The sequence below is a fragment of the uncultured Roseobacter sp. genome (assembly GCF_947491795.1).
Lineage (GTDB): Bacteria > Pseudomonadota > Alphaproteobacteria > Rhodobacterales > Rhodobacteraceae > Roseobacter.
Genome location: NZ_CANLKW010000001.1, coordinates 64261 through 91186, shown reverse-complemented (window position 1 = coordinate 91186; position 26926 = coordinate 64261). Strand labels below are relative to the sequence as shown.

Below are 26926 nucleotides of genomic sequence, written 5' to 3'. Positions count from 1 at the left end.
TTGTTAAACAGTTGTTATCCAGTCCCGCTACACAGTGGACGTGGTTAACGGCGAGGAGCAGAGATGACAGCACAAGGGTCCCCCGGGCAGGCCGCCGCCTGCGCCACACGGCAGGTATCCCTGCCACCGGAAAATCTCTCCCCCGGGCTCGTGCATGGCGCCCGCGTGCTGACGCTGCGCGGCGAAATGCCGGTACAGGCGCTGGTCCCCGGCGACAGGCTGGTCAGCCCGGGCGCTGTGATGGCCGAGGTGAACAGGATCGAAGTCTCCAGCGTGATCACACGTGGCATCTATGTCATCGCAGGCTCTCTGGGGCACACCCGCCGCAGCACCGACACACTGCTGGCCGCGGGTCAGCCCGTGCTGATCCGGGACTGGCGCGCAGCGGCCCTGACCGGGCGCCGGCTCGCATGGTTGCCCGCCATTGATCTGGTCGACGGCGAATTTGTCCGCGATATCGGCCTTGCCCCCATGACGCTCTACCGTGTGATCTGCGATGGCCCGCGGGTGATCTGCGCCGACGGCATGGAACTTGGCAGCGCCGAGGTCGCCGCCCTGCCCGTCTCCGCCGGTGCACGTTAGCGCGCCAGCCCTGCCAGAACGCGGGGCACCATATCGGCCAGATCCTCTGCAATAAGTCCGGGCCCAAAGACACGCGCGCATTCCACATGCAGCCAGGCCGCCGCCTGCGCCGCCCCGACCGGATCACCGGCATCTGACGGCGCCGCAATCCCCGCAATCATCCCCGCCAGAACATCACCCGCCCCTGCGGTGGCCAGCCAGGGCACCGCCCGCTCAAACGCCGCTGCATGCAGGCAAATGGCACCGTCCGGCGACGCAATCACCGTGTCCGCCCCTTTGAGCAGCACCGTACAGCCCGCCCGCCGCGCTGCTGCCTGCGCCGCATCCGCCTTGGATCCGCCATCCTGCCACCGGCGCGCCAGATCGGGAAAGAGCCGGGCAAACTCGCCCCCATGCGGCGTCAGAACGGCCCGGTCGTGCAGCGCAGCAAACAACACCTCCGGGTCATTGGAAAAACTGCTCAGCGCATCCGCATCCAGCACCACGGCGGGCGCGTTCTGCCCCGGCTCAGCCCCCCGGCGCCCCAGCACCTCCAGCACCAGCGCCCGGGTGCGCGCGCCGACCCCCAGCCCCGGGCCCAGACAAAAGGCACTGACCCTGTCATCGGCAATATCACCAACGCGCTGATCCTTCCGCAGCGACCGCACCATCACCGCATCCAGCCGCGCCGCATTTTCCTGCAGTTCGGCGGGCGGACAGACCAGCGTGACCAGCCCCGCACCAACCCGCAACGCCGCCCGCGCCGCCAGACGCCCGGCCCCGCCGCGCCCGACACCCCCGGCAAAAACCACAACATGCCCGTGCTCATATTTGTGCCCGCCCCGCCGCGCCTTGCCGATCACCGTCAGGGGCCAGCGTGGCACAGCCTGTGCAGTGCCCCCAAAACCCGGGTCCAGCAGCCGCATCCGGCCCGCTGTATCCGTATCCGACAGCCCGATATCCACCACCCGCAGATGCCCGCAGACCTCCGGCCCCCGCGCCAGAAAGTGACCGGGCCTGGGGCTGTGAAACGTCACCGTCAGATCAGCGGCGCAGACCGGCTCCGGGGCCCCCGGCACCCGCCCGGTATCGAGATCCAGCCCCGAAGGACAGTCCACCGCCACAACGCGCGGCCTGCCGCCGTCCGGCCAGCCCGCCCGGCACACTGCAAACACTTCTGCCACTGCAGCAGGCACCCCCCGCGTCAGCCCGATGCCAAAAACCGCATCCACAATCACATCCGGGCGCGCACCGGCCTTTATCGCACCAGCATCCCAGGCCCGGGTCTCCCCCACCTTTTCCCAAAGGGCGGCATGCGCGGCCGCATCAGCAGGCAAGCGGTCCCGCGCCCCGAAAAGACGCAGATCAACCGCCCAACCCCGCGCCGCCAGCAGCCGCGCAATCACAAACCCGTCCCCGCCATTATTGCCAGGCCCACACAACACCAGCACACGGCCCGGTACTTCTTCTGGCGTCAAATATCCCGGGGGGCCGTCCGCAGGACGGTGGGGGCTGGCCCCCGAACCCGCCTGCCAGAGGGGCCAGGCCTCTGTGATGGCGTCCACCACCCCCGCGCCTGCGCGCGCCATCAGATCAGACCCGGTGACATGCCCCGCAGACACAGCCCTCTGCTCCAGACGCCGCATCTCACCTGCGGTGAGCAGTTCCGGCAGCTGATCCATGCCCTGCATTTCCGTCATTCCCACCCCGGTGATTCATTTGTGATTAAAAAACAGGCAACACGCACAAAAAACGCGCTCACTTGCGGCAAATGCCAGCCCGCGTGGCGCTATGATACGCCAGTGAATGGACCCTGCCAGTGCTAAATGATCTCTCCGTCGTGAAATGCGGCAAGGGAGGCGACGATGAAAAAAATCGAAGCGGTGATCAAACCATTCAAACTCGACGAAGTAAAAGAGGCCCTGCAGGAGGTCGGTATCCAGGGGCTCTCCGTGATTGAGGTCAAGGGATTTGGCCGCCAGAAAGGCCATACCGAGCTCTATCGCGGTGCGGAATACGTCGTCGACTTCCTGCCCAAGGTCAAGATCGAGATCGTACTGGATGACGATCTGGTCGATGCCGCAATCGACGCCATTGTCTCTGCCGCCAAGACCGAAAAAATCGGGGACGGCAAAATCTTTGTCACAGCCGTTGAGCAGACAATCCGTATCCGCACCGGCGAAACAGGCTCCGACGCGCTCTGAGCCTGCGCTGCGACCACTATCATTCCAACCAAGAGGGATATCCGAGAATGAGCAAAGAACTACTCAAGATGATCGCTGATGAAGACATCGAATATGTCGACATCCGCTTTACCGACCCGCGCGGCAAACTGCAGCACGTGACTGTCATGTCCGATCAGGTCGATGAGGACTTCCTCGAGGAAGGCTTTATGTTCGACGGCTCCTCCATCGAAGGCTGGAAGTCCATCGAAGCCTCTGACATGAAGCTGATGCCCGACACGGCCAGCGCCTATATCGATCCTTTCTACGCGGAGAAAACCGTCTGCCTGCACTGCTCCGTGGTCGAGCCCGACACGGGCGAAGCCTATGAGCGTGACCCGCGCGGGACCGCCCAGAAGGCTGAAGAATATCTGAAATCCACCGGCATCGGTGATGTGGCCTTTATGGGCCCCGAGGCGGAATTCTTCCTCTTTGACAACGTGCGCTATTCCAACAGCATCAACAAAGTCTCCTATGAGGTAGACGCGGTTGACGCCTCCTGGAACACAGACGCCGAATATGAAATGGGCAACATGGGGCACCGTCCGGGCGTCAAGGGCGGCTACTTCCCGGTCAACCCCATCGACGAGAGCCAGGACCTGCGCTCCGAGATGCTCTCGACCATGAAGCGTCTGGGCATGAAAGTGGACAAGCACCACCACGAGGTGGCCTCCTGTCAGCACGAACTGGGTCTGATCTTTGACAGCCTGACCAAACAGGCCGACGAGCTGCAGAAGTACAAATACGTGATCCACAACGTGGCCCACGCCTATGGCAAATCGGCGACCTTCATGCCGAAACCCATTGCAGGCGACAACGGCACCGGCATGCACGTGAACATGTCGATCTGGAAAGACGGCAAGCCCGTATTTGCAGGCGACAAATACGCCGATCTGAGCCAGGAAGCGCTCTACTACATCGGTGGTATCCTCAAGCACGCCAAAGCGCTGAACGCCTTCACCAACCCGGGCACCAACAGCTACAAACGCCTGATCCCGGGCTTTGAGGCCCCCGTGCTGCGCGCCTATTCTGCGCGTAACCGGTCGGGCTGTGTCCGGATCCCATGGACAGAAAGCCCCAAGGCCAAGCGCGTCGAGGCCCGCTTCCCCGATCCGTCCGCAAACCCCTACCTGTGTTTTGCGGCACTCCTGATGGCCGGTCTTGACGGCATCAAGAACAAGATCGACCCGGGCGAGGCGATGGACAAGAACCTCTATGATCTGCCCGCAGAAGAGCTTGCAGGTATCCCGACCGTCTGTGGCAGCCTGCGTGAAGCCATGGAAGAGCTGGAAAAAGACATGGACTTCCTGCTGGCCGGTGACGTCTTCACCAAAGACCAGATCGAAGGCTACATCGGCCTGAAAATGGAAGAGATCGAACAGTACGAACACACGCCGCACCCGGTTGAGTTCGCCATGTACTACAGCTGCTGAGTCCCCTCAGCAGTCGGGAAACAGGCGGCCCTGCCCGCCTTCCCGGTTCAGAAGAAAGGGCGCTCCCCTGGGGGGCGCCCTTTTTGCATGGGCTGCCCCAGGGTTGCCAGACCCCACAGCCAGGGTGCATCATCGCGGCATTTGAACATCTTATTTCAGGGGCCCGCATATGACGCTCTTTTTCACCCGCCGCACCTATAACGCCTCCACGTCGAAATTCACCAACAACACCGCCGCCCTCACACGGTTTGTGCAGATCACCAGCGGCCCGGACAGCCGGGGGCGCTGGAGCGGCGGCATCATCAGCCAGGACGACTGGCTGCGCGCGGTACAGCGCGAGGCCCGTACCAATGAGGTCACGATCTTTGTGCATGGCTTTAACAACGACCAGTCCGAGGTCCTCAAACGTCTTGCCAAAATCAGAAAGGGGCTGCGCGCCAATGGCTATCGCGGGGCGGTTGTGGCTTTTGACTGGCCCAGTGACGGCGGGGTGTTCTCCTATGATCATGACCGCAACCGGGTCAAGGAAACCGCGCATTTTCTGGTCAGCGATGGCATTCTGCCGCTCCTGCGCCGGTCGCCGGGACTGAAAATCAACCTGATCGCCCATTCCATGGGGGCCTATGCGGTGCTGCGGGGCTTTTCGGTCTTTGGCGACGCGGCAGGCCCCGGCGCCTGGAAGGTCAACGAGATCGCCTTTGCCTCGGCGGATGTGGATCGCAGCTGGCTCAGCAAAGGGGCCTGGGCGGCTCTGCTGCTGGCGCACCGCAGCAAACGCTTTACCAATTACTACAGCGAAAAGGACGGGGTGCTGCCGATCTCGGTGCTGCAGGACGGGTTCAGAAAGCGCGCGGGACGCGACGGCCTGCCCCGGCTCATCGAAAAACGCCATGTGGATGTGAACAGCACCGATCAGTACCTCAAAGATGTGCGCCCCGGCAGCCGCAGCAAGGCCCGCTCGCACCGCTGGTGGTTCGACAACGGCACCTTTTACCGCGATCTGGCGAAAAGCTTTGCAGGCACGGCCACCGGCAGCATCAGCACCCGCACGCCCGGGCCGGGATCCGACTTCACCCTCAAAGGGTAACGCGGGCCCGGCGGCATCAGAAAGGCCGCCCCCGGGTACGGGAGCGGCCTCGGGCCGGATCAGGCTCAGGTGACCGGATCAGGCAGCTTTGCGGCGACGCCGTGCAACTGCGCCAACACCGCCCAGAGCTGCAAGCAGCATAAAGGCAGAGGCCGGCAGCGGCACCGGGTTGACCACTTCGCCGTCCACGCGGAAATCAACGCCAACAGCAACCCGGTTGTCTTCATAGAAGATCAGTTCAAAGCTCTTGATGCCCGCAGCGCCCACGTTGTCATAGGAGGCGTCATAGCTGGTGAAGGGCGCTGTGCCACCAAAGGAGGCAACCTCATTGCCGTCGATGGTCAGACGGAACCCGTCATCCGCACCCACGGTAAAGTTGTTTGTGCCCGCGCCGACATAGATCGACCCGGTAAAGCGGAAGATCGAGCCCAGCATGGATGTACCGCCCAGACCGCTCAGCGATGCTGCATCCGCACCCAGCCAGGACGCCAGCGTCTGACCTGTGGATCCCGGGCCCAGGGGGCCGGTGGGATAGTCGATGCCCGACGACTGGAATGTCGCGTCGGCTGCGCGCTGGTCGGCCCCTTCCACGATGGAAAGCGCATCGGCCAGGTTGTCGATGACATTGTTGGAGGGATCTCCCACTGCGCCGGTATCCACATCCCAGAATTCCCCCTGGAATGTCGCTGCCGAAGCAGGTGCCGCCAGCGCGAGGCTGACTGCGATGACTGAAATCAGTTTTTTTGTAAACACGTGTGTATCCTCTTTGTGTCCGCATAAATTGCGTGCACAAAGGTTAACACAACCGGCTGTTTTCCGAAACGATTGTGGCCAAAAACGCGGGATTTACCCTCTTTTGTTAACAATTGTGCAGGAAAAGGGCTGTCGATACTCGCCCTGCTAGAAAAACCCCGCGGCCACGTTAACTTTTTCTGACATGGCGTGACGCAACCCCACGCTGGCGGTGCCCGCCCCGGAACGCCGCCAAACTGCGGGGCCCTGACCGGCCCGTGTCGCTACCCCACCGTCCCCGGCAAGGAACGCTGCTGCCTGCCCCGGAAAATCCGTCACATGGCCCGCGCCGGCCCCCTCTGTGCCGGCCTCAGACGGCTCCGGACGCCTGACAAACGCCACGATCAAACGGTCAGCAAATCGCCCGGCCACGCACGAAAAAACCGCCCCCCGAAAGGAGGCGGCCATGCCCAGACGTCCAGGGCCTTGCGGGTTCAGGCGGTCTTGCGGCGGCGCGCCAGAATACCAAAGCCACCGACCGCCGCCAGCAGCATCAGCGCAGGCGCTGGCAAAGGCACCTGAGCGGGCTGAACGACCGCGCCATCAACCCGGAAATCGACACCAACCTGCACGCGGTTGTCCTCATAGAAAATCAACTCAAAGCTCTTGAGTCCCGCCGCCGCCACGTTGTCGTATGTGGCGTCATGGTTGGTAAAGGCTTTGGTCCCGGCAAAGGAGGCAACCTCACTGCCATCAATGGTCAGACGGAACCCGTCATCCGCGCCCACGGTGAAATTGTTGATGCCTGCATCGACAAAAATGGCCCCGGTAAAGCGAAAGATCGAACCCAGCATCCTGGTGCTGCCCAGCCCGGTCAACGTGGCGGCATCCCGGCCCAGCCAGGAGGCCAGCGTCTGGCGCGTCCGGCCCGGGCCTTTCGCACCGTTCGGATAATCGATGCCGGTCGAGAAAAACGTGGCATCCGCTACGCGCTGATGATCCCCCTCCACGATGGACAGAACATCGGCCAGGCTGTCGATGACATTCTTTTCAGGATTGCCCCGCCCGACATCCACATCCCAGAATTCTGCGTTGAATGTTGCCGCAGAGGCAGGTGCGGCCAGCGCAAGGCTGACGGCGATGACAGAAAAAAGCTTCCTCGTAAACACGCAGGCATTCCCCGTACTTTGGTGACAGATCACAGGGCCGCAACCGATCACGGCCTTGGGCGGCACAATAGCTTATGCGCCGGTTTCTACCGCAGGTTTTGTGAAATTTCTGCTAACCTGGTTAACGGTTTAGCGGGTGTTCTGCATCTGGCCCAAAGACCCACAGGTGCGCCTGCGCGGCGCGCTGCCCCCATCGCCGGGCCGGACCCGCGCGCGCGCACCCCACTGCCCGAAACCGCACCAGTCCCCGCAGCCGGTTCTTGCCCCGGCATGCCCGGGCCGCGTATCAGGCCCCTATGATCACTCTGACCAATATCATCAGCGACCGCGGCTCCAGATATGCGGTCTCGGGCGCGCCCTGCCGGGACGAGGCCTCTGCCCGCGCGCTGATCCGGGAGCTTTGCCGTAAAAAGAAATTCGCCAAAGCGACCCATCACACCTGGGCGCTGCTGACTGATGACGGCCCGCTGAAAAACGACAACGGCGAGGCAGGCGCAGGCATGGTCATTCTGCGCATGCTGGAGCGCGAGGATCTGCACAATCATCTGATCGTGGTCACCCGCTGGTATGGCGGTAAACATCTGGGCGGCGACCGGTTCCGCCACGTACAGGACGCGGTGCGGATTTATCTCGACCAGCTCTGAGAGCGCAGGCGGCCCCTCTCACGGACCACCCCGGGGCCACAGGACCCGCTGCAGACGATCAGCCGGCCGCCACCACATAGGTATGGATGGTAAAGACCACCGCGCTGCTGACCGGCAGACGCAGGATACACTGCCGCTCCACCCGCAGCCAGGGGGCGCTGGCGGCATCCACCGGGGCGCGGGGCGGGTCGGTCTCGGAATGCGGCTGCCACAGATCCGGCACGTCATAGGCCAGCCAGTTGTTGCGCCAGAGCGGCCTGCCCGCGCGCACCCCGTCAAAAAGCCGCTGCACCCGCCGGGCCATCCCGGCGTCATAGCTGTTGACCGGTGTATGGATCGCCCCCAGCGGCCGCCCGGCCTTTTCCGCCAGCGTCCACCCGGCCGGAAAACACAGCACCGCCGCTGTCAGCACATGTTCCGCGCCCTGTTTTTGCAGAATGCACAGATCCTCCTGCACCAGCTGTCCCAGAACGGCCAGCGGTGTGTCCGCGGCGGTGTCCGTCACATGCCCGTCCGGGCCCGTGACCTGCGTGCCGCGCACCTCAAACCCCAGGCCCGGCAGCAGCGCCAGCACCTCTGTCAGCAGCTCATCCGCCGCCGCCTGTGATCCTGCCCCCTCAAAGAGCGCATCAGCGCGCTGCCCGGCCAGGCGCGCGCGCTTTTCGGCCATCTGCCCGGCATAGGCCTCATCCACCCGCAGCCAGTCATCCGCCGCCAGCGGGGCCACCCCGGGCAGGGCACGGTCCGGGGCGCACTCAGGCGGCAGTGATCTGTTCAGAACCGGTTTCATGGCCGCCACCCTGCCCCGCACGCCCGCAGATGTCTGCAGAAAACGACACGCCAGGGCGTCGGAAACGGAAAAACGGGCGGCTTTGATTTCTTTCAGACTGAAGCCGGAGGAGCCCGCCATGAACACCCACTACCGCGACCGCCGCAAAATTGATCCCAACCGGGGCGCCACCCTCGGCGATGGCAGCCCCAACGACATGGACCGGGTCGAGATCGGGCCCACACAGCTGGCGTTCCGCGAATGGGAAACGGCGGGGCTCGCGCTGCCGAACCTCGAGCGGATGCGTGCCTTCCGCCACCGCCGGCTGACCGATCACATCGTTGCGCGCGGCTATGCCGGGCTGCTGATGACCGACCCGCTCAACATCCGCTACGCCACCGACAGCACCAATATGCAGCTGTGGAACACCCATAACCCCTTTCGCGCCGTGCTGCTCTGTGCCGACGGCTATATGGTGATGTGGGACTATAAAAACTCGCCTTTCCTCAGCGAATTCAACCCGCTGGTGCGCGAACAGCGCTCGGGCGCGGATCTGTTCTACTTTGACCGGGGCGACAAGGTGGATGTGGCCGCCGATGTGCTCTCCAATGAAATCCGCGTGCTGCTGGCCGACCATGCGCCCGGCCTGAAACGTCTCGCCTGTGACAAGATCATGCTGCACGGGCTGCGCGCCCTCGAGGCCCAGGGGTTCGAGATCATGGACGGCGAGGAGGTCACCGAAAAATCCCGCTCCGTCAAAGGCCGCGACGAGATCCGCGCCATGCGCTGCTCCAGCCACGCCTGCGAGACCGCCGTGCGCCTGATGGAGGACTTTGCACGGACGCATGTCGGCGACGGCGTCACCTGCGAGGACGACATCTGGGCGGTCATGCACGCCGAAAACATCCGGCGCGGCGGCGAATGGATCGAAACCCGCCTGCTCGCCTCGGGCCCGCGCACCAACCCCTGGTTTCAGGAATGCGGGCCGCGCATCTGCCAGCCCAACGAGATCATCTCCTTCGACACCGACCTGGTGGGCGCCTACGGCATCTGCACCGACATCTCGCGCAGCTGGTGGATCGGCCCCGGCACCCCGCGCCCCGATATGATCTATGCCATGCAGCACAGTGTCGAACACATCATGACCAATATGGAAATGCTGAAACCCGGCGTGATGATCCCCGAGCTTTCGGCCAATACCCACGTGCTCGACCCGCAGTATCAGAAACTCAAATACGGCTGCCTGATGCACGGTGTGGGGCTCTGCGATGAATGGCCGCTCGTGGCCTATCCCGACCACGCGGTCCAGGGCGCCTATGACTACCCGCTCGAGCCCGGCATGTGCCTGTGCGTCGAGGCGCTCGTGGGCGAAGAGGGCGGCGATTTCTCCATCAAACTGGAGGATCAGGTGATCATCACCGAAACCGGCTATGAGCGCCTGACCACCTATCCCTTTGATGACGCGCTGATGGGGCGGTAGGGGCGCGGGGTCGGAACGCGCCGCAGCAGCGTTTATGACTGCAGTCAGCCCGAAGCGGACATGATGGTCTAGCACCTTCGGTAGAAAACAGAGTTCGCAGCAAGTACGACATTATACTGCGAATGGATTGAAGCTGACCTTCAAATTGACGTCGCCGATGTCTGTCATTTCAAAGTTGCTTCCAACCCCGAGAGAGACATCAAACCCAGTTTGAGCGTTGTGGTTCTCGCAGCGCTATTGTTTAGTAATGGCGAAGTGGAAGGAAACTCAAATGACACAGGAAGTAGAAGCTGCGGCGGCTGAAGTCGATGACCCTAAGCGCATCCGATTCAGTGTGAGCCTTGTAAAACAAGGTAAGTCCCAATTCTACACACTTACTATGCCCAGCGAAGTGCTGGCTCGTACGTGCAAAGTCTCAACCCGCAATGAAGACCCCGCAGCAGGTTTTCAGAGGGAACTGGACGAGAAGCGCGCAAAAGATATTGCCAACTACATCGACAACGAGCAAGGAACGATCCCCAGTTCGGTGGTTCTTTCGGCCCAAGAAGATGCTGAATTGAAAGTGGTTGGCCGAGGCAAGACGCTTGAGTTTAACGATACACCGGGTGCTTTTCTAATTCTTGACGGGCAGCACCGGGTCTTTGGATTTTCGAAAGCTCAGACCAGCCTTCGCGTGCCAGTGGTGATTTACAATGGTCTTTCGCGAAGAGATGAAACGAGACTTTTCATAGATATCAATACGAAACAGAAGCCGGTGCCTAGCCAGCTACTACTGGATATTAAGAATCTTGCAGACATCGAAACGGACACAGAACAGTTTCTCCGCGACGTTTTTGATCTGTTTCACAACCGACGGGATAGCGTATTAAAGAACCGCACTTCTCCGTCCGAGGCATCTCGAAACAAGCTCAATAGAGTAACGTTTAATCAAGCCGTAAAACCTATTTTGCCTCTGTTCTCGGAACGTGAGACAGAGGAAGTGTATGAGATATTGAATGCTTTTCTTTGGGCATTGGCCGCTGAGTTGGAAACGAAAACAGATGAGTTTTTGTTGTCCAAGCCTGTAGTCTTTCGTGCGTTCATGGGCTTCTTTCGGTCGGTCGCACAAAGACTGGTAGATCGACATGGCAGCGAATACAGTACAGAAAATTTCACTTCTGTTGTCTCCCCAGTTTTTCAAAACATGAGAATAGCAAGATTGGAACGCCCAGGAACAAGTTCGGCTGCACTTCGCGACTATCTCGTCGATCGCCTTGGCGCAAAGCTGACACTTTAGGGGCGCAAGTGAAACGTTTAATCCAGTTTCACGCGCTCCCGAACATCGGAAACGCAAGACAGAGTTACACCTCTGTAAGAGAATGGATTTCGGAAAACAGATATAACACCATTTCTGAAATGGACGGAGGCTTGTTTTTGGAAGCCTACAGCTTTGATGAGTTGGTCTCTGCTATTTCCTATGATTTCCAACGGTTTGCATGTTCGAGCTATGAAAGCATGGAGCTTTCGCGGATGGAGCGCGCATCTTCACCTGCTACCTCTTGGCCTCTACTCAAAAGTTATTACTCAGGGTTTTTTGGTGCTCATGCAATTCTGAACTCCGTTGGATTAGGAGAGCTATACCTAAATGCCGCACTGGTTCAAAATATGGTGGATTTCGCGGCGTTGACTAAGGTTCCAGTTCCAAAAATTGTTTCCGGAAGCTTTACTTACAAGGTGGTCGATGCGGGTCCAAAAACTGGCTTGCTGATTTTACAAGGGGCAGGTGGACAGGGTGTACATGATGGGTTTTGGAGGCGCTTATGTAACCACCTTTCTGATCTTCTTGATGCCTACGTGGACCACGGAGGGCCAAATCCGGGAGAAATTTTGGGCGAAGTTGATAAGATTCAGACTATGGTTCGAGATACGTCTCGTCGAGGTGTTTGGTTATCAAACACGAGAAACGAAATAAACTATCAGCACCTTTACGATTGTTGGCTCCCAAATACTCGCGCATCAAAATGCAGAGATCTGTCGTTTGAACCAATATACGAGTCGTCGGAAGCTTTGGGCAAACTGGACAGTGTGACCGGGGATTTGGAGCGTTTTTTGCTGGTGTCGCGCTGTTTTTCAAGCCTGTGTTCCGAAATAGTAGAATACTACGTTAATTCTCATGGTGGTAATTCGCCTGTCGCAAGGCGTTGGAGCAGACTAAAACTCCTCCTTGCTGCTTGAAAATTTGCGAAGTCTGCTTTCTGCGCACATCACCCCCACACCAGGTCCTGAACAACCCCTTACCAACCCCCTGCACCACCGCGCGATACGCACCGACGTAATACCGACGTTTTACCGACGTGATACCGACCGCCTGTTTCCCTTGTTTTTATGGCCCGCAACCGCCCTCAGCCGACATCCCCCGCAACGTCGGTGTTTCCCCTTTCCCCACACTGGTTCTCTGCCCGTCACGGGCCGCCACGGGGCCCCGCGCACGCGCCGCCGCCCCCGGGCAATCCCGCGCGCAGCCCCTCAGGGCACTGCACCCCGGCGGCCCCCACAGACCGCACCCGCCCCGCCCGGGATCGCACGCTGGCGCGCGTCACACACAGGGCTCCCGCCCCGTCAGACCGTCGTGCCCTGCCCCGCGCGGCCCCGGACCGGCCAGCCCGCTGACCAGAGGCCACCGCGCCCGCCAGCCGGAAACCATACGCAGCCGGACGGCCTGCGGAATACCGCCAATACTTCAACCACAGGTAGTTTTTCTTAATTTTTTCAACATGATCCGCCTTGCAGGCACCGCGGTTAACCGATTATTAAGCTTTGCGCCCGGACACTGGGTGCAGATTTTGAAACGGCATATTTTTTATGGCTTCGCGGCGACAGATCTTTATCCTCCTGTTTTTCATGGGGCTCTTTTCGGCCTGTGTCATTCTGGGACTGCTGTTCTGGATGACAGCGCAGCTCGAGCAGACAGAGCACGATAAGACCCGTGCGCTGATCCGGCTGAAACTCACCGAGGCCTCGGATGCGCTGACCCTCGCGGTCGAGGATTACGCCTACTGGACACTGGCCCACCAGATCGTCCGCGACCGCGACGATGCCGCCGTCTCCGAGCATATGGGCTCCGGTGCTTTTGACAGCCCGCTCTTTGACCAGCTCTTCATTCTGGCCCCCGACGGCACCCTGGCCTACGCCTTTGACGAAACCCTCGGCGCGGCGGGCCACAGGCTCTATGACCAGGGTGCGCTGGCGCCGGTACAGGCCGCCCTGAACCAGACCGATCCGGCGGACTACCTCTCTGTTTCGGCCTTTGTGAACCTGAACGGGAAGCTGTCAGCCGTGACCGCCGCCTGGATCACACCGGACGCCATCGAAGAGATGCCCGATCTCGAACCCGCAGTGCTCTACGGTGTTGTGCACCTGGGTGTTGCGGACTTTGACGCGCTGATCGAAAGCGCCGGTATTACATCGATGACCTTCGCCCCCTACCCGGGCCAGCGCGAGGCGCCGGTCAACCGCGACAGTCTGATGGTGAACGGCCAGGACGGTGCGCCCGTCGCCCTCATTTCATGGGAGATCAGATCACTGGGACTGCGCCTCAGAGAGCGGCTCCTGCCCGGTTTTCTGCTGATCGCCGCCAGCCTGATCGGCATCTGCGGCATCGCGGCCCGGTATTTTCACCTGCAGTACATCGCGCTGGGAGAGGCCAGGCGCATCGCCGCAACGGACCAGCTGACCGGTGCCCTGAACCGCGCAGGCCTTGTGGAAGAGATCAACAGCAACAGCCTGCAGCGCAGCCTGAAACAGGGACAGCTGGCAGCAATCTATCTGGATCTCAACGGGCTCAAGGCCCTCAACGACACGCTGGGCCACGACGCCGGTGATCTTGCCCTGCGGATCACGGCGCAGCGGCTGCAGTCGGCAGCTGCACCATCGGATATCGTGGCCCGGCTGGGGGGCGATGAATTCGTCTGTGTTACGACCGGCCCGGCCCCGGAGGATGCCGCGCGCCGGATCGCTGAACGCGTGCTGACGCTCGCCCGCGAACCGGTGCCCTTTAAAGGCACCACCATAACGGTCGCCCCCTCCGTGGGCCTCGCAGTGTCCCGGCCCGGAGCAACCCTCGAAGCGGTTCTGGCACAGGCAGACGCGGCCATGTACCGGGCAAAACAGCAGAATGCGGATTATCCGGTGCTCTTTACCAAACCGATGGATGTGAACATGCGGCGGCGCGCCTCTGACACCGAGCCGCAGGGCAGCGCCACACGCCCGGCCGATGGCGTCACGTGACAGATCATCAACGTGCCGCATCGCACGGCCTGGCCCGGGCGCGAAACACCGGGCGGCACGCAACCGCTGAATACCAACCCGCAGGGCACAAGGCGCTTATTCTTTCATCGTGATCTCGAGCCCGATCGCCGAATACCAGTCCGCAATCGCGCGGATCTGCTGGTCTGTCAGATCAGCGGCCACCTCTGACATGATCTCGTGTTGACGCTTGCCGATGCGAAAGGCTTTGAGCTGGGTGTCGATGTAGATATTCACCTCGCCGGCCAGGTTCGGCGCGTCCGGCACCAGCGAAATGCCATCCGCGCCGTGACAGGCCACACAGGCATCAGGTGCTGCATCGGCACTCACGCCCTCGGGCAGGGTCGCTGTGGCACTGTGGGCGGCATACCAGGCCGACACATCCGCAATCTGCTGCGCAGACAGGCCGGCTGCCACCACCGTCATCATCTCATGTTCCCGCGTGCCGTTTTTGAACGCGGTCAGCTGTGCGGCCAGATAGGCCTCTGGCTCTCCGCCGATATGCGGGGCAATCGGGATCGTCGCATAGCCGTCGCGCCCGTGACAGGTGCCGCACATCCCGGCAACCTTGCGCCCCGCCGCCGGATCACCGGCGGTTTCGGTCTGCGCGCTGCCCCCGGCGAGCATGAGCCCGCCGAGAACAAGTGCAAAGACACGCCTCATTCAGAGGCCGCAGGGTTGTAGGCAATACGCCAGATCGCCCCTGCAAAGTCGTCCGACACCAGCATCGAGCCATCCGGCAGGAATTCGATGTCCATCGGACGGCCCCGGTACTCACCGGTGTCCTCGTTCAGCCAGCCATCCGCAAAGACCTGCGCACCGGCGGCATTGCCGTCCTCATCCAGCGCGGTGAACATCACACGCGCGCCCACAGGCGTCGTCCGGTTCCAGGAACCGTGCTGGGCCCAGAAGATGCCACCGTGGTATTCCGCCGGAAAGCTGTCGTCGTGATAGAACCGCATGCCCAGATCGGCGGCATGGGCTGTCAGCTCCAGCTGTGGCTCGACAAAGGAAACACCCTCAGGCCGGGGCACATCCTTGTAAGCGGGGATTTCGACGCGGCTGTTGGTCCAGGGAAAGCCAAAGTGCTGGCCCTTCGCTGTCTGACGGTTCAGCTCGCCCGGCGGGATATCGTCCCCCATGCCGTCGACCTGGTTGTCCGTCCACCACAGCTCGCCCGTGGCAGGGTTGAAATCCTGCCCGACCGAATTGCGCACGCCGCGCGTATAGACCTCGCGGTCGCTGCCGTCGGTGTTCATGCGGACAATCCCGCCGATGCCGATCTCGTCATACATCGCCAGCTTGTCGAGCGGCTGCACGTTGTGCGGCTGTCCCAGTGAGATATAGAGCTTGCCGTCCGGCCCGATGTCGCAGACCCGCGCGGTGTGGTTAAAGCTCTCTTCCTCAACCGGCACCAGCCCGCCTTTCGGCACGACAACGCCCACCGCCGGGTCGGGCCCTTCAAAGAAGAACTCGGCCGCCGGGAAGACAAGCACCCGGTTGCGCTCGGCGATATAGAGGAACCCGTCCGGCGAGAAGCACGGACCGTTCGGAATATCAAAGGTGATCGAAGGCGCAAAATCCTTGACCTCATCGGCCACGCGGTCGCGGTCGCGGTCCACGATAGACCACATCTTGTCCTTGCGCGTTCCCGCGAAAAGCACAGTGCCCTGCGGCGCCATGGCCATCGACCGGGCATCCGGCACCACCGCATAGAGGCTCACCTCAAACCCGTCGGGCACCTTGATGTGATCCACGATTGCGGAAAGAGACGCCGCGCGGTCCCCGCCCTGATCCACGAATGTAAAGGTCGCATCCGTTTTCTGCATGTTGGACAGTTTGTCCATATTGTCCTGAGCCATCACGGGCCCGGCAATCATTGTCCCGAGCAGCAGCCCGGCCAGAGTTCTTTTAGCAGTCATATAGTCCTCCCATTACCTCAGCGAAAAAAGACCTGGGCCTCCCTCCACAGGGGTCCAGCTTCGCGTGTTGCAACCAGAGGTGTCAATAATCCTTGGGTCGTAGTCCCGGACAGGACTGCCGGCCCGCCGGTGCGGCCCCCTGCCACCCGCTTTTCCGCGCCGGTCCCGGCGCTGTCACGCCCCGGTTTTTCCTTACCGGACCCCTGGACCGGCGCGCGCCGCGCACCGACGTAATACCGACGTTTTACCGACGTGATACCGACAGCCCTTTTCCCTTGTTTTTATGGCGTTTCATGACGCTGAGCGCCAACCCTGCCCAACGTCGGTATCTGCGCCTCTTTCATGCCCGGGCGGTTGCCGGTGGCGCGCCCCTGCCGGAACCTTTAGGACCGGTGCCAGAGCCCATGTGCGCCTGCTGTCCGGATTATGCCCCTTGTCCCAGTCTTCTGTTTCCCTGCGCCGCGCCAACCTGACCGGCAGCCTCTGGATGGTGGGGGCCATGGCCGCCTTTGCCGCCGAGGACGCGCTGCTGAAAGGGGCCGCTGCCACCCTGCCGCTGGCCCAGGTGCTGGTGCTTTTCGGCGCCGGGGGCGCGCTGGTTTTTGCGGGTCTCGCGCGCCTGCGCGGTATCGCGCTGTGGCATCCGGATGTGCTCGGCCCGCCCATGCGTGTCCGTGCCTTTTTTGAAGTGTTCGGGCGGCTCTTTTACGTGCTGGCGATTGTGCTTACGCCGCTGTCGTCGGCCACGGTGATCCTGCAGGCCACACCGCTTGTCGTTGTGGCCGGTGCCGCGCTGTTCTTTGGCGAGACCGTCGGCTGGCGGCGCTGGAGCGCCATTTTTCTGGGCCTCGCGGGGGTGCTGGTGATCATCCGGCCGGGGGCGGAAAGCTTCACGCCCCTGTCGCTGCTGGCGGTGCTGGGCATGATCGGGTTTGCCGGGCGCGATCTGGCCAGCCGGGCCGCCCCCGCGACGCTGAGCACTGATATTCTGGGCGTCTACGGGTTCCTCGCGATCGTCGTCGCGGGCCTGCTCTATGCGCTGTGGGAAATGCGTGCACCCGTGCCCGTTGATGTCACAACCGGTCTGTTGCTGGGCGCTGCGGTGCTTTGTGGTGTGCTGGCCTACACCGCGCTAATGAAGGCAATGCGCACGGGCGAGGTTTCCGCCGTCACCCCGTTCCGCTACACCCGCCTGCTCTTTGGCATTGTGCTCGGCGTGGCGGTCTTTGGCGAAAGCCTCAGCCCCGATATGCTGACGGGCTCGGCGCTCATTGTGCTGGCGGGCCTCTTTATCATGTGGCGCGGCGGGCAGCGCGCCGCCTGAGCCTGGTTCAGGACGGCGGGCGTCTGGGCTCCAGGGCCGTGAAAATCGCCTCGCAGATATTATCCATTTCCAGCTTCAGCGTATTGCGCGCGCCCTTTTTGTTGGGGTGATAAGGGTCTTTGACCCGCCCGTCCTTGTGCTGGCGGAAAAAGCTCTTCGTGCTCTGATTGGCCCTGAGCGTCGCCGGTGTCGACCCTTCGACAAAGGTACAGCGGCTCCCGGTCTGCACAAAGGCGCGTTTGATATTGGCCTGGGCCGCCAGGCGCTGCTTTTCCACCTTGCGGGTATGTGCGGGTGCGGTTGTCATAAAGACACAGGGCAGATCCCGCGGCAGATGCTGTTCCAGCGCGCGCACATCCGCCAGCGCCAGGTCCGGGTTTTCCGCCCAGCGTTTGGCCGAATTGCCCAGAAAGGTCAGGATCAGCAGGCTGGGATCATAGTACCCCGGCGCGAACATCGTCTCAAAGGCGGACTGCCCCGGCTCGCAGACCTGGTAGTTCCGCCCCTGCCCCATCTGCACAAACTGGTTTTTCGTTGTGTTCAGAACGCCGTAGCTGCCAGCGTTCACCTTCCATTTCTTGTCCACGTCACAGATGGCCCCTTTGGCCGCCCCGCTGCGCGCCACCCAGGAATGGATCGATGTCGAGCGCACGCCGATCACGCCCACGCGCATATCCCCGAGTTTTTTCAGCGCCTTCTTTTCGCGGCGGTCCGGCGCGCAGCTGGCCATGATGTCCGAGAAAAACTCCAGAAAAGCAAAGCCCGCACCAAAGGAAATCTGGCTGTCGCCCAGGATCAGCACATCGGGCGATCTGAATTGTTCCGCCGTGGCCGGTACGCCGCCCGCTGCCAGTGCCGCCGCCAGCAAGGGGCCTGCCCATCTGCGCGGTCGTGTCATGCGCTCTGTCTTCATCGGGGCCCCTTCGCCGTATCGTGCCATTTTCCGGGCGGCAAACATCCGCTTATCTGCATTCTGTTCACAGCGGCGGCGGGCACAAGCCCCCACACGCGCCTGTGATCCGCTTTGAGGTTTTAGCAATATGACTGTCCCCGCCGGGACACAGGTTTGCAGCCCGCACCGCTGCCCTGGCGCACGACCGCGTGAGAATGCTGTCACAGGCCTTGTCACCGGCCAGCGGGAAGCCCACTCTGGACGGACAGACAGGAGCTTCCAGATGCCCACCGAACGCATTACCTTTACCGGCCACGATGGATCGGCCCTCGCCGCACGGCTTGACCTGCCGGACGGACCCCACGTTGCGACCGCCCTTTTTGCCCACTGTTTTACCTGTGGCAAGGACATCCCCGCAGCCCGCCGGATTGCCGCGCGGCTCGCAGCCATCGGCATTGCGGTGCTGCGGTTCGATTTCACCGGTCTGGGGCACTCAGAGGGGGAGTTTGCCAATACCTCCTTTACCTCCAACGTCCAGGATCTGATCGCGGCCAGCACCTTTCTGACCGGGCGCGGCATGACGCCGTCGCTGATCATCGGCCATTCGCTGGGCGGTGCTGCGGTGCTCAAGGCGGCAGCAGCGCTCGACACCATCCGCGCGGTGGCCACCATCGGCGCCCCTGCCGATCCAGGCCATGTCACGCATAACTTCGAAACCGCCCTGCCAGAGATCGAGGTAAAAGGATCAGCCGAGGTTTCGCTGGGCGGACGGCCCTTCCGCATCGGAAAAGGGTTTCTGGAGGATGTGGCCAGCGCCGAGCTGTCCCAGGTTCTGCCCCGGCTGAACGCCGCGCTGCTGGTGCTGCACGCGCCGGGCGACAGCATTGTCGGGATCGACAACGCCAGCCGCATTTTTCTTGAGGCAAAACACCCCAAGAGCTTTGTCACCCTCGATACCGCCGACCACCTGGTCAGCCGGGCCGAGGACGCGGAATACGCCGCCGATCTGATCGCCACCTGGGCCGGGCGCTATCTGGACCTGCGCCGCCCCGCCCCGCCCCCCGGCGCGCCCGAGGGCGTGCTGCGCGTGACCGAAGCGGACCCGGACGGGTTTCTGGCCGACATCACCTCCGGCGATGGCCACCACCTGCTGGCAGACGAACCGCTGGCCTATGGCGGCAGCAACAAAGGGCTCTCGCCTTATGGTCTGGTGTCCTCGGGTCTCGGGGCCTGCACCACCATGACCCTGCGCATGTACGCCCGCCAGAAAGGCTGGCCGGTGGAGCGGATCTCGGTGGATGTGACCCATGACAAGGTGCACGCGCAGGACGCGCGCACCGCCGTCGGCGACAAGATCGACACCTGGCGGCGCCGCATCACCTTGACCGGACCGCTGAGCCCCGAACAGCGTGCGCGGCTGCTGGAGATCGCGGACAAATGCCCCGTGCACCGCACGCTTGAACGCAGCTCGACCGTGATCACCGAACTGGCAGACTGACGGGCCGCCGGGGCTCACATCCCAGCCGCCGCCCGGAAAAGAAATGAGGCGCGTCCCGTCAGGGGCGCGCCTCGCAATTTAACAGTTTGTGCGCCGGCTCAGCGGCGCGCGTCGCCCACCAGTTTCCAGACAGCGGGCAGGATCAGCGCAGCCAGCACCAGCTTGAGCGCGTCACCGATCAGGAAGGGTGTCAGACCCCATGCCAGGATCGGCTTGTCCCAGCCGTAAAGCTGACCCAGCCACAGCAGACCCGGCACATAGATCATCGCGCTGCCGATCAGCATGGCCAGCGCCATCAGCATCACCGAGCGGTCCCAGCCCCGTGCGGCCAGAACGCCCAGCGTCACCGTGGCCAGCACATAGCCCAGCAGATAGCCACCCGTGCCTCCCATCATATAGGTCAGGCCTGCAGCCTCCGCCGAGGAGCCCGCAAAGACGTCATAACCCAGTGCGCCGATCAGCATATAGCCGATGATCGTCGCCAGACCCAGACGCGCGCCATAGGCCGCACCGATGGTCAGCACCGCAAAGGTGCCCATGGTGATTGGCACAGGCGACGGCCACATCGGCACTTTGATCTTGGCGGCAACCGCCAGAAGCGTGATCCCCAGGACGACCAGAACGGCCTGTTTAGCGAGGCGCGCAGCGCCCGCGCGGGGCCCGAAAAGCTCTGCCAGAACGGAATGAGAGGCGGTGAGTTGCATGGATGTCAGTCTCCTGTTGCACAATCTTTCTGTCTGAATGCCGCACCAGCCCAGGCAGTGCAAGGGCTCTTGTGTCAGCCGGGCCGGTAAAAACAGTGCATTTCATAGTCTTTACGGGGCCCTTTGACTGTCCAGCGGGCAGAAAAAGCGGGCCAGTCGGCAAAGTCCCAGGCAACGTCATACTGATCCGGGTCGCACCAGTGCGCCGCCTGCCCGCCCTGCGGCGGCACGCTGTGGAAAAACCGCCCGTCGTCAAAGTATATGTCCAGATCAGCGCTCCAGCGGTATCGCCGTTCCGCGCTCAGCGGCGCTGTTCCCGCCAGCGTCAGCGTCCCGTGCTCGGTGTAAAGCGCCCCGTCTGCTTCCGGCACCCAGACGGCGGTGCCCTCAAAGGCCGCCATTTGCCCGTCGCCCTGACGGATCGTCTTTTTCAGCGACCAGCGGCCCAGAAAATCCGCCAGAACCCGCGCCTCAGTCGGCATAGACGGCCTCGGTAATGTCATCGCCCTGGCCCACAAATCGCAACCGGTCACCGCTGCGCTGCATGTCGTAGCAGGCCCAGAGATCAGAGGGCGGCCACTGGCTGCGGTACTGATCGCCCTGGACCCGCCAGTACCCCCAGCTGTCCGCGCCTGCATTATAAAGTGTGCGGCCCGAAGCGCGGAATTCCTGCCAGGCGCTGGTGTATTGCAGTTTGCGGTCCGTCAGGGCCACGCCGATATCCTCCCCGCTCATCGGGGTCCAGCCCTCTGCCAGTGCGGCACCCCCTGCGGCAAAGCACAGCAGTGCCGCCCATACCTTATGCATTTCACCGCTCCAGCCTTGTGATGCATCCCGCGCCAGTTTATGAGCCGCCTCAACCCGGACGCAATCGCAAATGAAGGACTCTCCCCATGATCCCCCGCTATTCCCGCCCCGATATGGTCGCCCTCTGGAGCCCTCAGACAAAATTCCGCATCTGGTACGAGATCGAGGCACATGCCTGTGACGCAATGGCCGATCTGGGGGTGATCCCGCGGGAAAACGCCGAAGCGGTCTGGAAGGCCAGAGACGTGGAGTTTGACGTCGCGCGCATTGACGAGATCGAGGCCGTGACCAAACACGATGTGATCGCCTTTCTGACGCACCTGGCCGAGCATGTGGGCAGCGACGAGGCGCGCTTTGTGCACCAGGGCATGACGTCGTCTGATGTGCTGGATACCTGTTTCAACGTCCAGCTGACGCGCGCTGCGGACATTCTGATTGAGGACATGAAGGGTCTGCTCGCCGCGCTGAAGCGCCGCGCGCTGGAGCACAAGGACACGGTCCGCATCGGGCGCAGCCACGGCATTCATGCCGAGCCCACCACCATGGGCCTGACCTTTGCGCGGTTTTACGCGGAAATGGACCGCAATCTCACACGGCTGCAGACCGCACGCGAGGAGATTGCCACCGGGGCTATCTCTGGTGCCGTTGGCACCTTTGCTAATATCGACCCGGCGGTCGAGGACCATGTCTGTGCGAAACTGGGCCTCTCGCCCGAGCCGATCAGCACCCAGGTGATTCCACGCGACCGTCATGCCGCGTTTTTTGCCATACTGGGCGTTGTCGCCAGCAGCATCGAAAACATCGCCACCGAGATCCGTCATATGCAGCGCACCGAGGTGCTGGAGGGGGCGGAGTTCTTCTCAATGGGCCAGAAAGGCTCCTCGGCGATGCCGCACAAGAAAAACCCGGTTCTGACCGAAAACCTTACCGGTCTGGCGCGCATGGTGCGCTCTGCCGTGATCCCCGCGATGGAGAACGTCGCCCTCTGGCACGAGCGTGACATCTCGCATTCTTCTGTTGAGCGCATGATCGGGCCGGATGCCACGATCACGCTGGACTTTGCCCTGGCGCGTCTGACCTCGGTCGTCGACAAGATGCTGATCTTCCCTGAAAATATGCTCGACAACATGAACAAATTCCCCGGTCTGGTGATGAGCCAGCGCGTGCTTCTGGCCCTGACACAGGCAGGGGTGAGCCGCGAGGACGCCTATACTTATGTGCAGCGCAACGCGCTCAAAGTCTGGGAACACCGCACGGATTTCAAAGAAGAGCTGCTCGCGGATGCGGATGTGACAGCAGCCCTCAGCCCTGCGGAGATCGAAGAGAAATTCGACCTTGGCTATCACACCAAACATGTCGACACGATCTTTGCGCGGGTGTTCAAAGACTGAGCACGACCCGTGCTGTCGCCGGCCCTTGGGTCTGTTTTTGTTGACCGGTGGTGGATCAATGCTACCATAAGTTTATTCATGTTCGTAAAAGGAGACCCGCAATGACGATCAGAACCCTGGCCGCCGCGCTGGCTCTTGCCCTGACACCCGCACTCGCCTTTGCAGAAGGGTGCAACTATGACACGCAGGCCATGTCCTGTGCGGATGGTACGGTGTATGACGCAGCTTCCGGCACCTGTGTGGCCACCAGCATCAACAGCTGATCAGCTGCCACGCGAAATTGTGAAGGCGCGCCGCTGCGGTGCGCCTTTACTCATTAACCATGTGCCCTAAGATCACCGTTACTGTTAATGAGGAGAATTTTAATGAGATTACTGTTAGCCGCGGCCCTGTCCGTCCCGACCATCGCCTTTGCTGCCGGTGGCGGCAGCGACGAGCCCCCCAAGCCCACCACCGTTTTCTGCACCGGGTCCAAGGTCTATGACGAGGACAAGAAAAAATGTGTGCAGCCACAGGAAAGCAGCCTGGAGCGTGATGAACGCTATCAGACCGTGCGCCAGCTGGCCTATGCGGGCCGTTACCACGACGCACAGCAGGTCCTGGACACGATGGACCCGGCAGACCCCGGACGCCTGACTTATATGGGTTTCACGCATCGTAAGATGGGCAATCTGACCCTGGCCAACATGTTCTATGAACAGGCCATCGCCGCCGACCCGGCCAATATTCTCGCGCGCTCCTATATGGGTCAGGGATTTGTCGCCGAAGGCCGTGTGCAGGAAGCGGTTGCCCAGCTCAAAGCGATCCGTGCCCATGGCGGTGCCGGAACGTGGTCCGAAACCTCGCTGCGCAACGCCATCGCGACCGGGACCACATACAGCTACTGATTTCAGTCATATATTTACCTTTGCCCGCCATAGTCTCCGAGACAGACAGAGGCGGGCAAAGATGACTCAGATGGTTCCCATGGCGCAGTTCCCGACCCTTCCGGGCGGAACAGGCAGCGCAACACCGGCACGGTTAAGCCGCAAGGCAAAAGCAGCAATCGTCGTGCGGTTGCTGATCAACGAGGGCGCGGATATCCCGCTCGAGGATCTGCCAGAAGATCTGCAGGCAGAACTGACCCAGCAGATGGGCGCGATGCGCCTGGTGGACCGGGACACACTGTCCAGCGTTGTCGCCGAATTCTCTGATGAGCTTGAAAGCGTGGGGTTGTCCTTCAGCGGCGGGATCGCCGGTGCGCTGAACGCGCTGGAGGGAAAGATCTCCAAGCAGACCGCCGCGCGGCTGCGCAAAGAGGCAGGCGTGCGCGAATATGGCGACCCCTGGGAGCGTCTGCGCCAGCTCGGGCCCGATAAACTGCTGCCCGTGCTGCAGAATGAGAGCACCGAAGTGGCCGCAGTCATGCTCTCCAAGATTGACGTGAAACATGCCGCCGATCTGCTGGGCCGCCTGCCCGGCCCTGAAGCGCGCCGCATTACCTATGCCGTTTCGCTGACCAGCGCCGTGACGCCGGATGCCGTGGACCGTATCGGCCTGTCGCTGGCCTCACAACTCGATGCTGAACCGCTCAAGGCCTTCGACAGCGGCCCGGTAGAGCGTGTGGGCGCCATCCTCAACTCGACCACATCCGTTACCCGCGATGACGTGCTGGAGGGGCTGGACGAATCCGACGCCGGTTTTGCCGACCTGGTGCGCAAGGCGATCTTTACCTTTGGCAATATCCCCCAGCGTATCGCTGCACGCGATATCCCCCGGGTTGTTCGCGGGATCGACCAGGATGTTCTGGTCACCGCCCTGGCCGGTGCCGAAGCGGCCGGTTTCCAGGACGCGGCGACCTTTATTCTGGAAAACATGTCCGGGCGCATGGCGGATCAGCTGCGCGAATCCGTCGAAGAGCGTGAAAAGGTCAAAGCCTCTGAAATGGAGGAGGCCACGACCGCGATCGTCCAGGCCATCCGTGAGATGGAGACAGCGGGTGAGCTGCTGATGATCGTGGATGAGGACGACGGGGACTGAACCGCCCTCGCCCGCTTTTCCGGCACTGCTGACAGCTGATACCTGACAAACGGGAACGCGGTTCGGCCCTTGCCCCGGGAGCACGGGGCCCGAAACCGCATGCCCGGCTTGTGATTGTCCGCGCCCCCCCTTATGTCTGACCCTGTTGACAGATCCTTTTCGCCAGGCACGTCAGCGGGAGACGGGAGAGGGTCCGGACACCGGCATGTCCACACAAGAGTCACCATTCACCAGACGCGCAGGGCACTACCTCAGCAATCTCGCGATTGTTGGTCTGATACGCGTGGCCCTAGCGCTGCCCTATACGGTGCGGGTCCGGTTTGTGGGATGGATCATGCAGCATGTGGTCGGGCCGGTCGCCGGGTACCGGACAAGGGCGCTGGACAATCTCGCGCTCATCTGGCCCGACCGCCGGCAGGACGAGCACCGCCGGATCGCCGCGCGCTGCCTCAACAACGTGGGCCGCACCTTTATCGAGAACTATTCAAGCCGCGATTTCCCCACAAGACTTGCAGACAATACCCTCGAAGGTCCGGGGGCCGCAGCGCTGGAAGACGCCCGCGCCGCTGGCAGGCCCGTCATTCTGGTCACCGGCCACTATGGCAACTACGAGGCGGTTCGCGCGGCTCTCGTGGCGCGCGGCTACAATATCGGCGGCCTCTACCGCAACATGGCAAACCCCTATTTCAACGCGCATTACGTCCGCACGATGGAGGCTTTCGGTGGCCCCGTTTTCCCCCAGGGGCGGCGCGGCACGGCGGGGTTTGTGCGGCATCTGCGCGACGGCGGGCAACTGGTGCTGCTCTTTGATCAGCATGTTTTCGACGCACCGGCCGTCGATTTCCTGGGTCAGCCCGCCCAGACAGCACTTTCCGCCGCAGAGCTCAGCCTGCGCTATGACGCATTGCTGATCCCGTTTTACGGTATCCGGAAACCTGACGGCCTTAGCTTTGAAACGGTCCTCGAAGCGCCCGTAGCACATACAGACCCGCTGACAATGACGCGGCATCTGAACGACAGTCTGGCGCGCCGCGTCGAGGCGGATCCGGGCCAGTGGTTCTGGGTGCACCGCCGCTGGCGCGCCGACTGATCAACGCAGCTGCGCAGCGCCCAGGATCGGGCCCATATCGCCCGCCTGCACCAGAACCACCACGGGCAGATCACCCGCCGCGTCCGCGCTCAGGGTGATCGGCGCGCGACCGTCCCATTCGCCCAGTACTTTCCAGTCCTGCGTCACATTGGCGTAATCGATTGTACGCCCTGCGTTCTCTCCACGGGTGATCCGCGCCTCTCTGCGCGGCATGTAGCGCAGAAAGTGCACCACCGACCGGCCGACAGAGCTGCCCGCACGCGGGCTGGCACTGATCCGCACACTGTCGCCGTCTCGGATCAGAGTGACCTGCACAGGTGACGGCGTCGCGCCGTGCATGTTGATGGCGTCGGACAGCTGCATCGCCTTGGCACCGACAATATCCGTGGTGCCGTTCACAATCATCTCGGGTGTATAGATGGACCGCCGGCCCCCCACCGTGGCATAGGCGCGCTGGCGATCTGCGTTGCGCGGATCTGCAAACTCGTCCTTCCAGCCAATGTAATCCCAGTAGTCAACGTGCAGCGCCAGGGCGATCACGTCATCGCGATCCGCGATCTGATGAAACAGCTCGTCCGCAGGCGGGCAGGAAGAACAGCCCTGTGACGTATAAAGTTCAACCACCACCGGGCTGTTCTGCGCCCAGACCGGTCCGGCCAGAAGCAATGATGTGACAACAGCCTGAAAAAGTCGTTTCATGTGATTCCCCGATGCACTGTCCCCGCCTCTGACCAAGACATATGGGCAGCATCGGTGAAACGCCAATCAAGGTTTCTTGAGACTGGTGAAGGAATCCTTTCGATTTTTGGTACACAACGGTATACATTTTGACGCGGGCACGCTGAATTCAGTTGATCTGACCCGGTCCTTGGGGCATTCAGCAGCCAATCCAGTGATG

The 26926-nt window shown here is 62.1% G+C and carries 27 protein-coding genes; 16 read left to right on the top strand and 11 right to left on the bottom strand.

Annotated features, from left to right (window positions below):
• The first annotated feature begins 63 nt into the window (after nucleotides 1–63).
• On the top strand, nucleotides 64–582 hold the full coding sequence (locus Q1A34_RS00470) for a Hint domain-containing protein (protein WP_300029240.1): 519 nt from the start codon (nucleotides 64–66) through the stop codon (nucleotides 580–582).
• Here the strand turns inward: Q1A34_RS00470 and Q1A34_RS00465 are convergent.
• Nucleotides 579–2243: an NAD(P)H-hydrate dehydratase gene (locus Q1A34_RS00465; RefSeq protein ID WP_300029238.1), complete on the bottom strand. Its 1665-nt coding sequence runs from the start codon at nucleotides 2241–2243 to the stop codon at nucleotides 579–581. The two genes, Q1A34_RS00470 and Q1A34_RS00465, sit on opposite strands and share 4 nt — an antisense overlap.
• Before the next feature lie 183 nt (nucleotides 2244–2426).
• On the opposite strand from Q1A34_RS00465, the gene Q1A34_RS00460 reads away from it, so the two are divergent.
• From Q1A34_RS00460 to Q1A34_RS00450, 3 genes are all read left to right on the top strand, one after another.
• Nucleotides 2427–2765 (top strand): P-II family nitrogen regulator, encoded by a 339-nt coding sequence (locus Q1A34_RS00460; RefSeq protein WP_300029235.1) that lies wholly within the window; start codon nucleotides 2427–2429, stop codon nucleotides 2763–2765.
• A gap of 47 nt (nucleotides 2766–2812) precedes the next feature.
• On the top strand, nucleotides 2813–4216 hold the full coding sequence (gene glnA, locus Q1A34_RS00455; protein ID WP_300029232.1) for a type I glutamate--ammonia ligase: 1404 nt from the start codon (nucleotides 2813–2815) through the stop codon (nucleotides 4214–4216).
• A 169-nt stretch (nucleotides 4217–4385) separates the two neighbouring features.
• The gene (locus Q1A34_RS00450; protein WP_300029230.1) at nucleotides 4386–5303 is read left to right on the top strand and encodes an alpha/beta fold hydrolase; all 918 of its coding nucleotides are present in this window, start codon (nucleotides 4386–4388) and stop codon (nucleotides 5301–5303) included.
• A 78-nt stretch (nucleotides 5304–5381) separates the two neighbouring features.
• On the opposite strand, the gene Q1A34_RS00445 is transcribed toward Q1A34_RS00450, so the two are convergent.
• On the bottom strand, nucleotides 5382–6056 hold the full coding sequence (locus tag Q1A34_RS00445; protein ID WP_300029227.1) for a VPLPA-CTERM sorting domain-containing protein: 675 nt from the start codon (nucleotides 6054–6056) through the stop codon (nucleotides 5382–5384).
• Nucleotides 6057–6529: 473 nt separating this feature from the next.
• Nucleotides 6530–7204, bottom strand: a complete 675-nt coding sequence (locus Q1A34_RS00440) for a VPLPA-CTERM sorting domain-containing protein (protein WP_300029224.1) — start codon at nucleotides 7202–7204, stop codon at nucleotides 6530–6532.
• 296 nt (nucleotides 7205–7500) lie between these two features.
• Between Q1A34_RS00440 and Q1A34_RS00435 the strand changes: the two genes are divergently transcribed.
• A complete protein-coding gene (locus tag Q1A34_RS00435; protein WP_300029221.1) occupies nucleotides 7501–7848 on the top strand; it encodes a YigZ family protein in 348 nt (115 codons plus the stop codon).
• 58 nt (nucleotides 7849–7906) lie between these two features.
• Here Q1A34_RS00435 and Q1A34_RS00430 read toward each other — a convergent pair whose 3' ends face one another.
• Nucleotides 7907–8758, bottom strand: a complete 852-nt coding sequence (locus Q1A34_RS00430; protein WP_366942795.1) for a DUF3445 domain-containing protein — start codon at nucleotides 8756–8758, stop codon at nucleotides 7907–7909.
• Between Q1A34_RS00430 and dddP the strand changes: the two genes are divergently transcribed.
• The 4 genes from dddP (at nucleotide 8757) to Q1A34_RS00410 (ending at nucleotide 14363) form a co-directional block, all read left to right on the top strand.
• Nucleotides 8757–10097 (top strand): dimethylsulfonioproprionate lyase DddP, encoded by a 1341-nt coding sequence (gene dddP, locus Q1A34_RS00425; protein ID WP_300029218.1) that lies wholly within the window; start codon nucleotides 8757–8759, stop codon nucleotides 10095–10097. The genes Q1A34_RS00430 and dddP overlap by 2 nt on opposite strands.
• 271 nt (nucleotides 10098–10368) lie before the next feature.
• Entirely contained in the window at nucleotides 10369–11373 is a 1005-nt protein-coding gene (locus Q1A34_RS00420) for a DGQHR domain-containing protein (RefSeq protein WP_300029216.1), read from the top strand.
• Between the two features lie 8 nt (nucleotides 11374–11381).
• Entirely contained in the window at nucleotides 11382–12311 is a 930-nt protein-coding gene (locus Q1A34_RS00415) for a hypothetical protein (protein WP_300029213.1), read from the top strand.
• Between the two features lie 627 nt (nucleotides 12312–12938).
• The gene (locus Q1A34_RS00410) at nucleotides 12939–14363 is read left to right on the top strand and encodes a diguanylate cyclase (RefSeq protein WP_300029210.1); all 1425 of its coding nucleotides are present in this window, start codon (nucleotides 12939–12941) and stop codon (nucleotides 14361–14363) included.
• 96 nt (nucleotides 14364–14459) lie between these two features.
• Here the strand turns inward: Q1A34_RS00410 and Q1A34_RS00405 are convergent, their stop codons facing one another.
• Together Q1A34_RS00405 and Q1A34_RS00400 are read right to left on the bottom strand one after the other, a co-directional pair.
• Entirely contained in the window at nucleotides 14460–15044 is a 585-nt protein-coding gene (locus tag Q1A34_RS00405) for a c-type cytochrome (protein ID WP_300029207.1), read from the bottom strand.
• Nucleotides 15041–16261, bottom strand: coding sequence for a PQQ-dependent sugar dehydrogenase (locus Q1A34_RS00400; protein WP_300032291.1), 1221 nt, complete (start codon nucleotides 16259–16261; stop codon nucleotides 15041–15043). The genes Q1A34_RS00405 and Q1A34_RS00400 overlap by 4 nt, the downstream gene beginning before the upstream one ends.
• A 475-nt stretch (nucleotides 16262–16736) precedes the next feature.
• On the opposite strand from Q1A34_RS00400, the gene Q1A34_RS00395 reads away from it, so the two are divergent.
• A complete protein-coding gene (locus Q1A34_RS00395) occupies nucleotides 16737–17627 on the top strand; it encodes a DMT family transporter (protein ID WP_300029205.1) in 891 nt (296 codons plus the stop codon).
• 7 nt (nucleotides 17628–17634) lie between these two features.
• Here Q1A34_RS00395 and Q1A34_RS00390 read toward each other — a convergent pair whose 3' ends face one another.
• Nucleotides 17635–18540 (bottom strand): SGNH/GDSL hydrolase family protein, encoded by a 906-nt coding sequence (locus Q1A34_RS00390; protein ID WP_300029202.1) that lies wholly within the window; start codon nucleotides 18538–18540, stop codon nucleotides 17635–17637.
• Between the two features lie 262 nt (nucleotides 18541–18802).
• On the opposite strand from Q1A34_RS00390, the gene Q1A34_RS00385 reads away from it, so the two are divergent.
• Complete coding sequence (locus tag Q1A34_RS00385) at nucleotides 18803–20017, top strand: bifunctional alpha/beta hydrolase/OsmC family protein (protein WP_300029199.1); 1215 nt, start codon at nucleotides 18803–18805, stop codon at nucleotides 20015–20017.
• A 98-nt stretch (nucleotides 20018–20115) separates the two neighbouring features.
• Here Q1A34_RS00385 and Q1A34_RS00380 read toward each other — a convergent pair whose 3' ends face one another.
• The 3 genes from Q1A34_RS00380 to Q1A34_RS00370 all read right to left on the bottom strand — a co-directional run bounded on the left by Q1A34_RS00380 (nucleotide 20116) and on the right by Q1A34_RS00370 (nucleotide 21528).
• Entirely contained in the window at nucleotides 20116–20721 is a 606-nt protein-coding gene (locus Q1A34_RS00380) for a biotin transporter BioY (RefSeq protein ID WP_300029196.1), read from the bottom strand.
• A gap of 74 nt (nucleotides 20722–20795) precedes the next feature.
• Entirely contained in the window at nucleotides 20796–21203 is a 408-nt protein-coding gene (locus Q1A34_RS00375; protein ID WP_300029193.1) for a DUF6314 family protein, read from the bottom strand.
• Nucleotides 21193–21528, bottom strand: a complete 336-nt coding sequence (locus Q1A34_RS00370; RefSeq protein WP_300029190.1) for a hypothetical protein — start codon at nucleotides 21526–21528, stop codon at nucleotides 21193–21195. Before Q1A34_RS00370 ends, Q1A34_RS00375 begins: the two co-directional genes overlap by 11 nt.
• Nucleotides 21529–21614: 86 nt before the next feature.
• Between Q1A34_RS00370 and purB the strand changes: the two genes are divergently transcribed.
• The 5 genes from purB (at nucleotide 21615) to Q1A34_RS00345 (ending at nucleotide 26028) form a co-directional block, all read left to right on the top strand.
• Entirely contained in the window at nucleotides 21615–22919 is a 1305-nt protein-coding gene (purB, locus tag Q1A34_RS00365) for an adenylosuccinate lyase (protein WP_300029187.1), read from the top strand.
• Nucleotides 22920–23020: 101 nt separating this feature from the next.
• Entirely contained in the window at nucleotides 23021–23182 is a 162-nt protein-coding gene (locus tag Q1A34_RS00360; RefSeq protein WP_300029184.1) for a hypothetical protein, read from the top strand.
• A 102-nt stretch (nucleotides 23183–23284) separates the two neighbouring features.
• Complete coding sequence (locus tag Q1A34_RS00355) at nucleotides 23285–23806, top strand: hypothetical protein (RefSeq protein WP_300029181.1); 522 nt, start codon at nucleotides 23285–23287, stop codon at nucleotides 23804–23806.
• Nucleotides 23807–23876: 70 nt separating this feature from the next.
• Nucleotides 23877–24938 (top strand): FliG C-terminal domain-containing protein, encoded by a 1062-nt coding sequence (locus Q1A34_RS00350; protein WP_300032290.1) that lies wholly within the window; start codon nucleotides 23877–23879, stop codon nucleotides 24936–24938.
• Between the two features lie 205 nt (nucleotides 24939–25143).
• The gene (locus Q1A34_RS00345; RefSeq protein ID WP_300029178.1) at nucleotides 25144–26028 is read left to right on the top strand and encodes a lysophospholipid acyltransferase family protein; all 885 of its coding nucleotides are present in this window, start codon (nucleotides 25144–25146) and stop codon (nucleotides 26026–26028) included.
• On the opposite strand, the gene Q1A34_RS00340 is transcribed toward Q1A34_RS00345, so the two are convergent.
• Nucleotides 26029–26727 (bottom strand): thioredoxin family protein, encoded by a 699-nt coding sequence (locus Q1A34_RS00340; RefSeq protein ID WP_300029174.1) that lies wholly within the window; start codon nucleotides 26725–26727, stop codon nucleotides 26029–26031.
• Nucleotides 26728–26926: the final 199 nt, after the last annotated feature.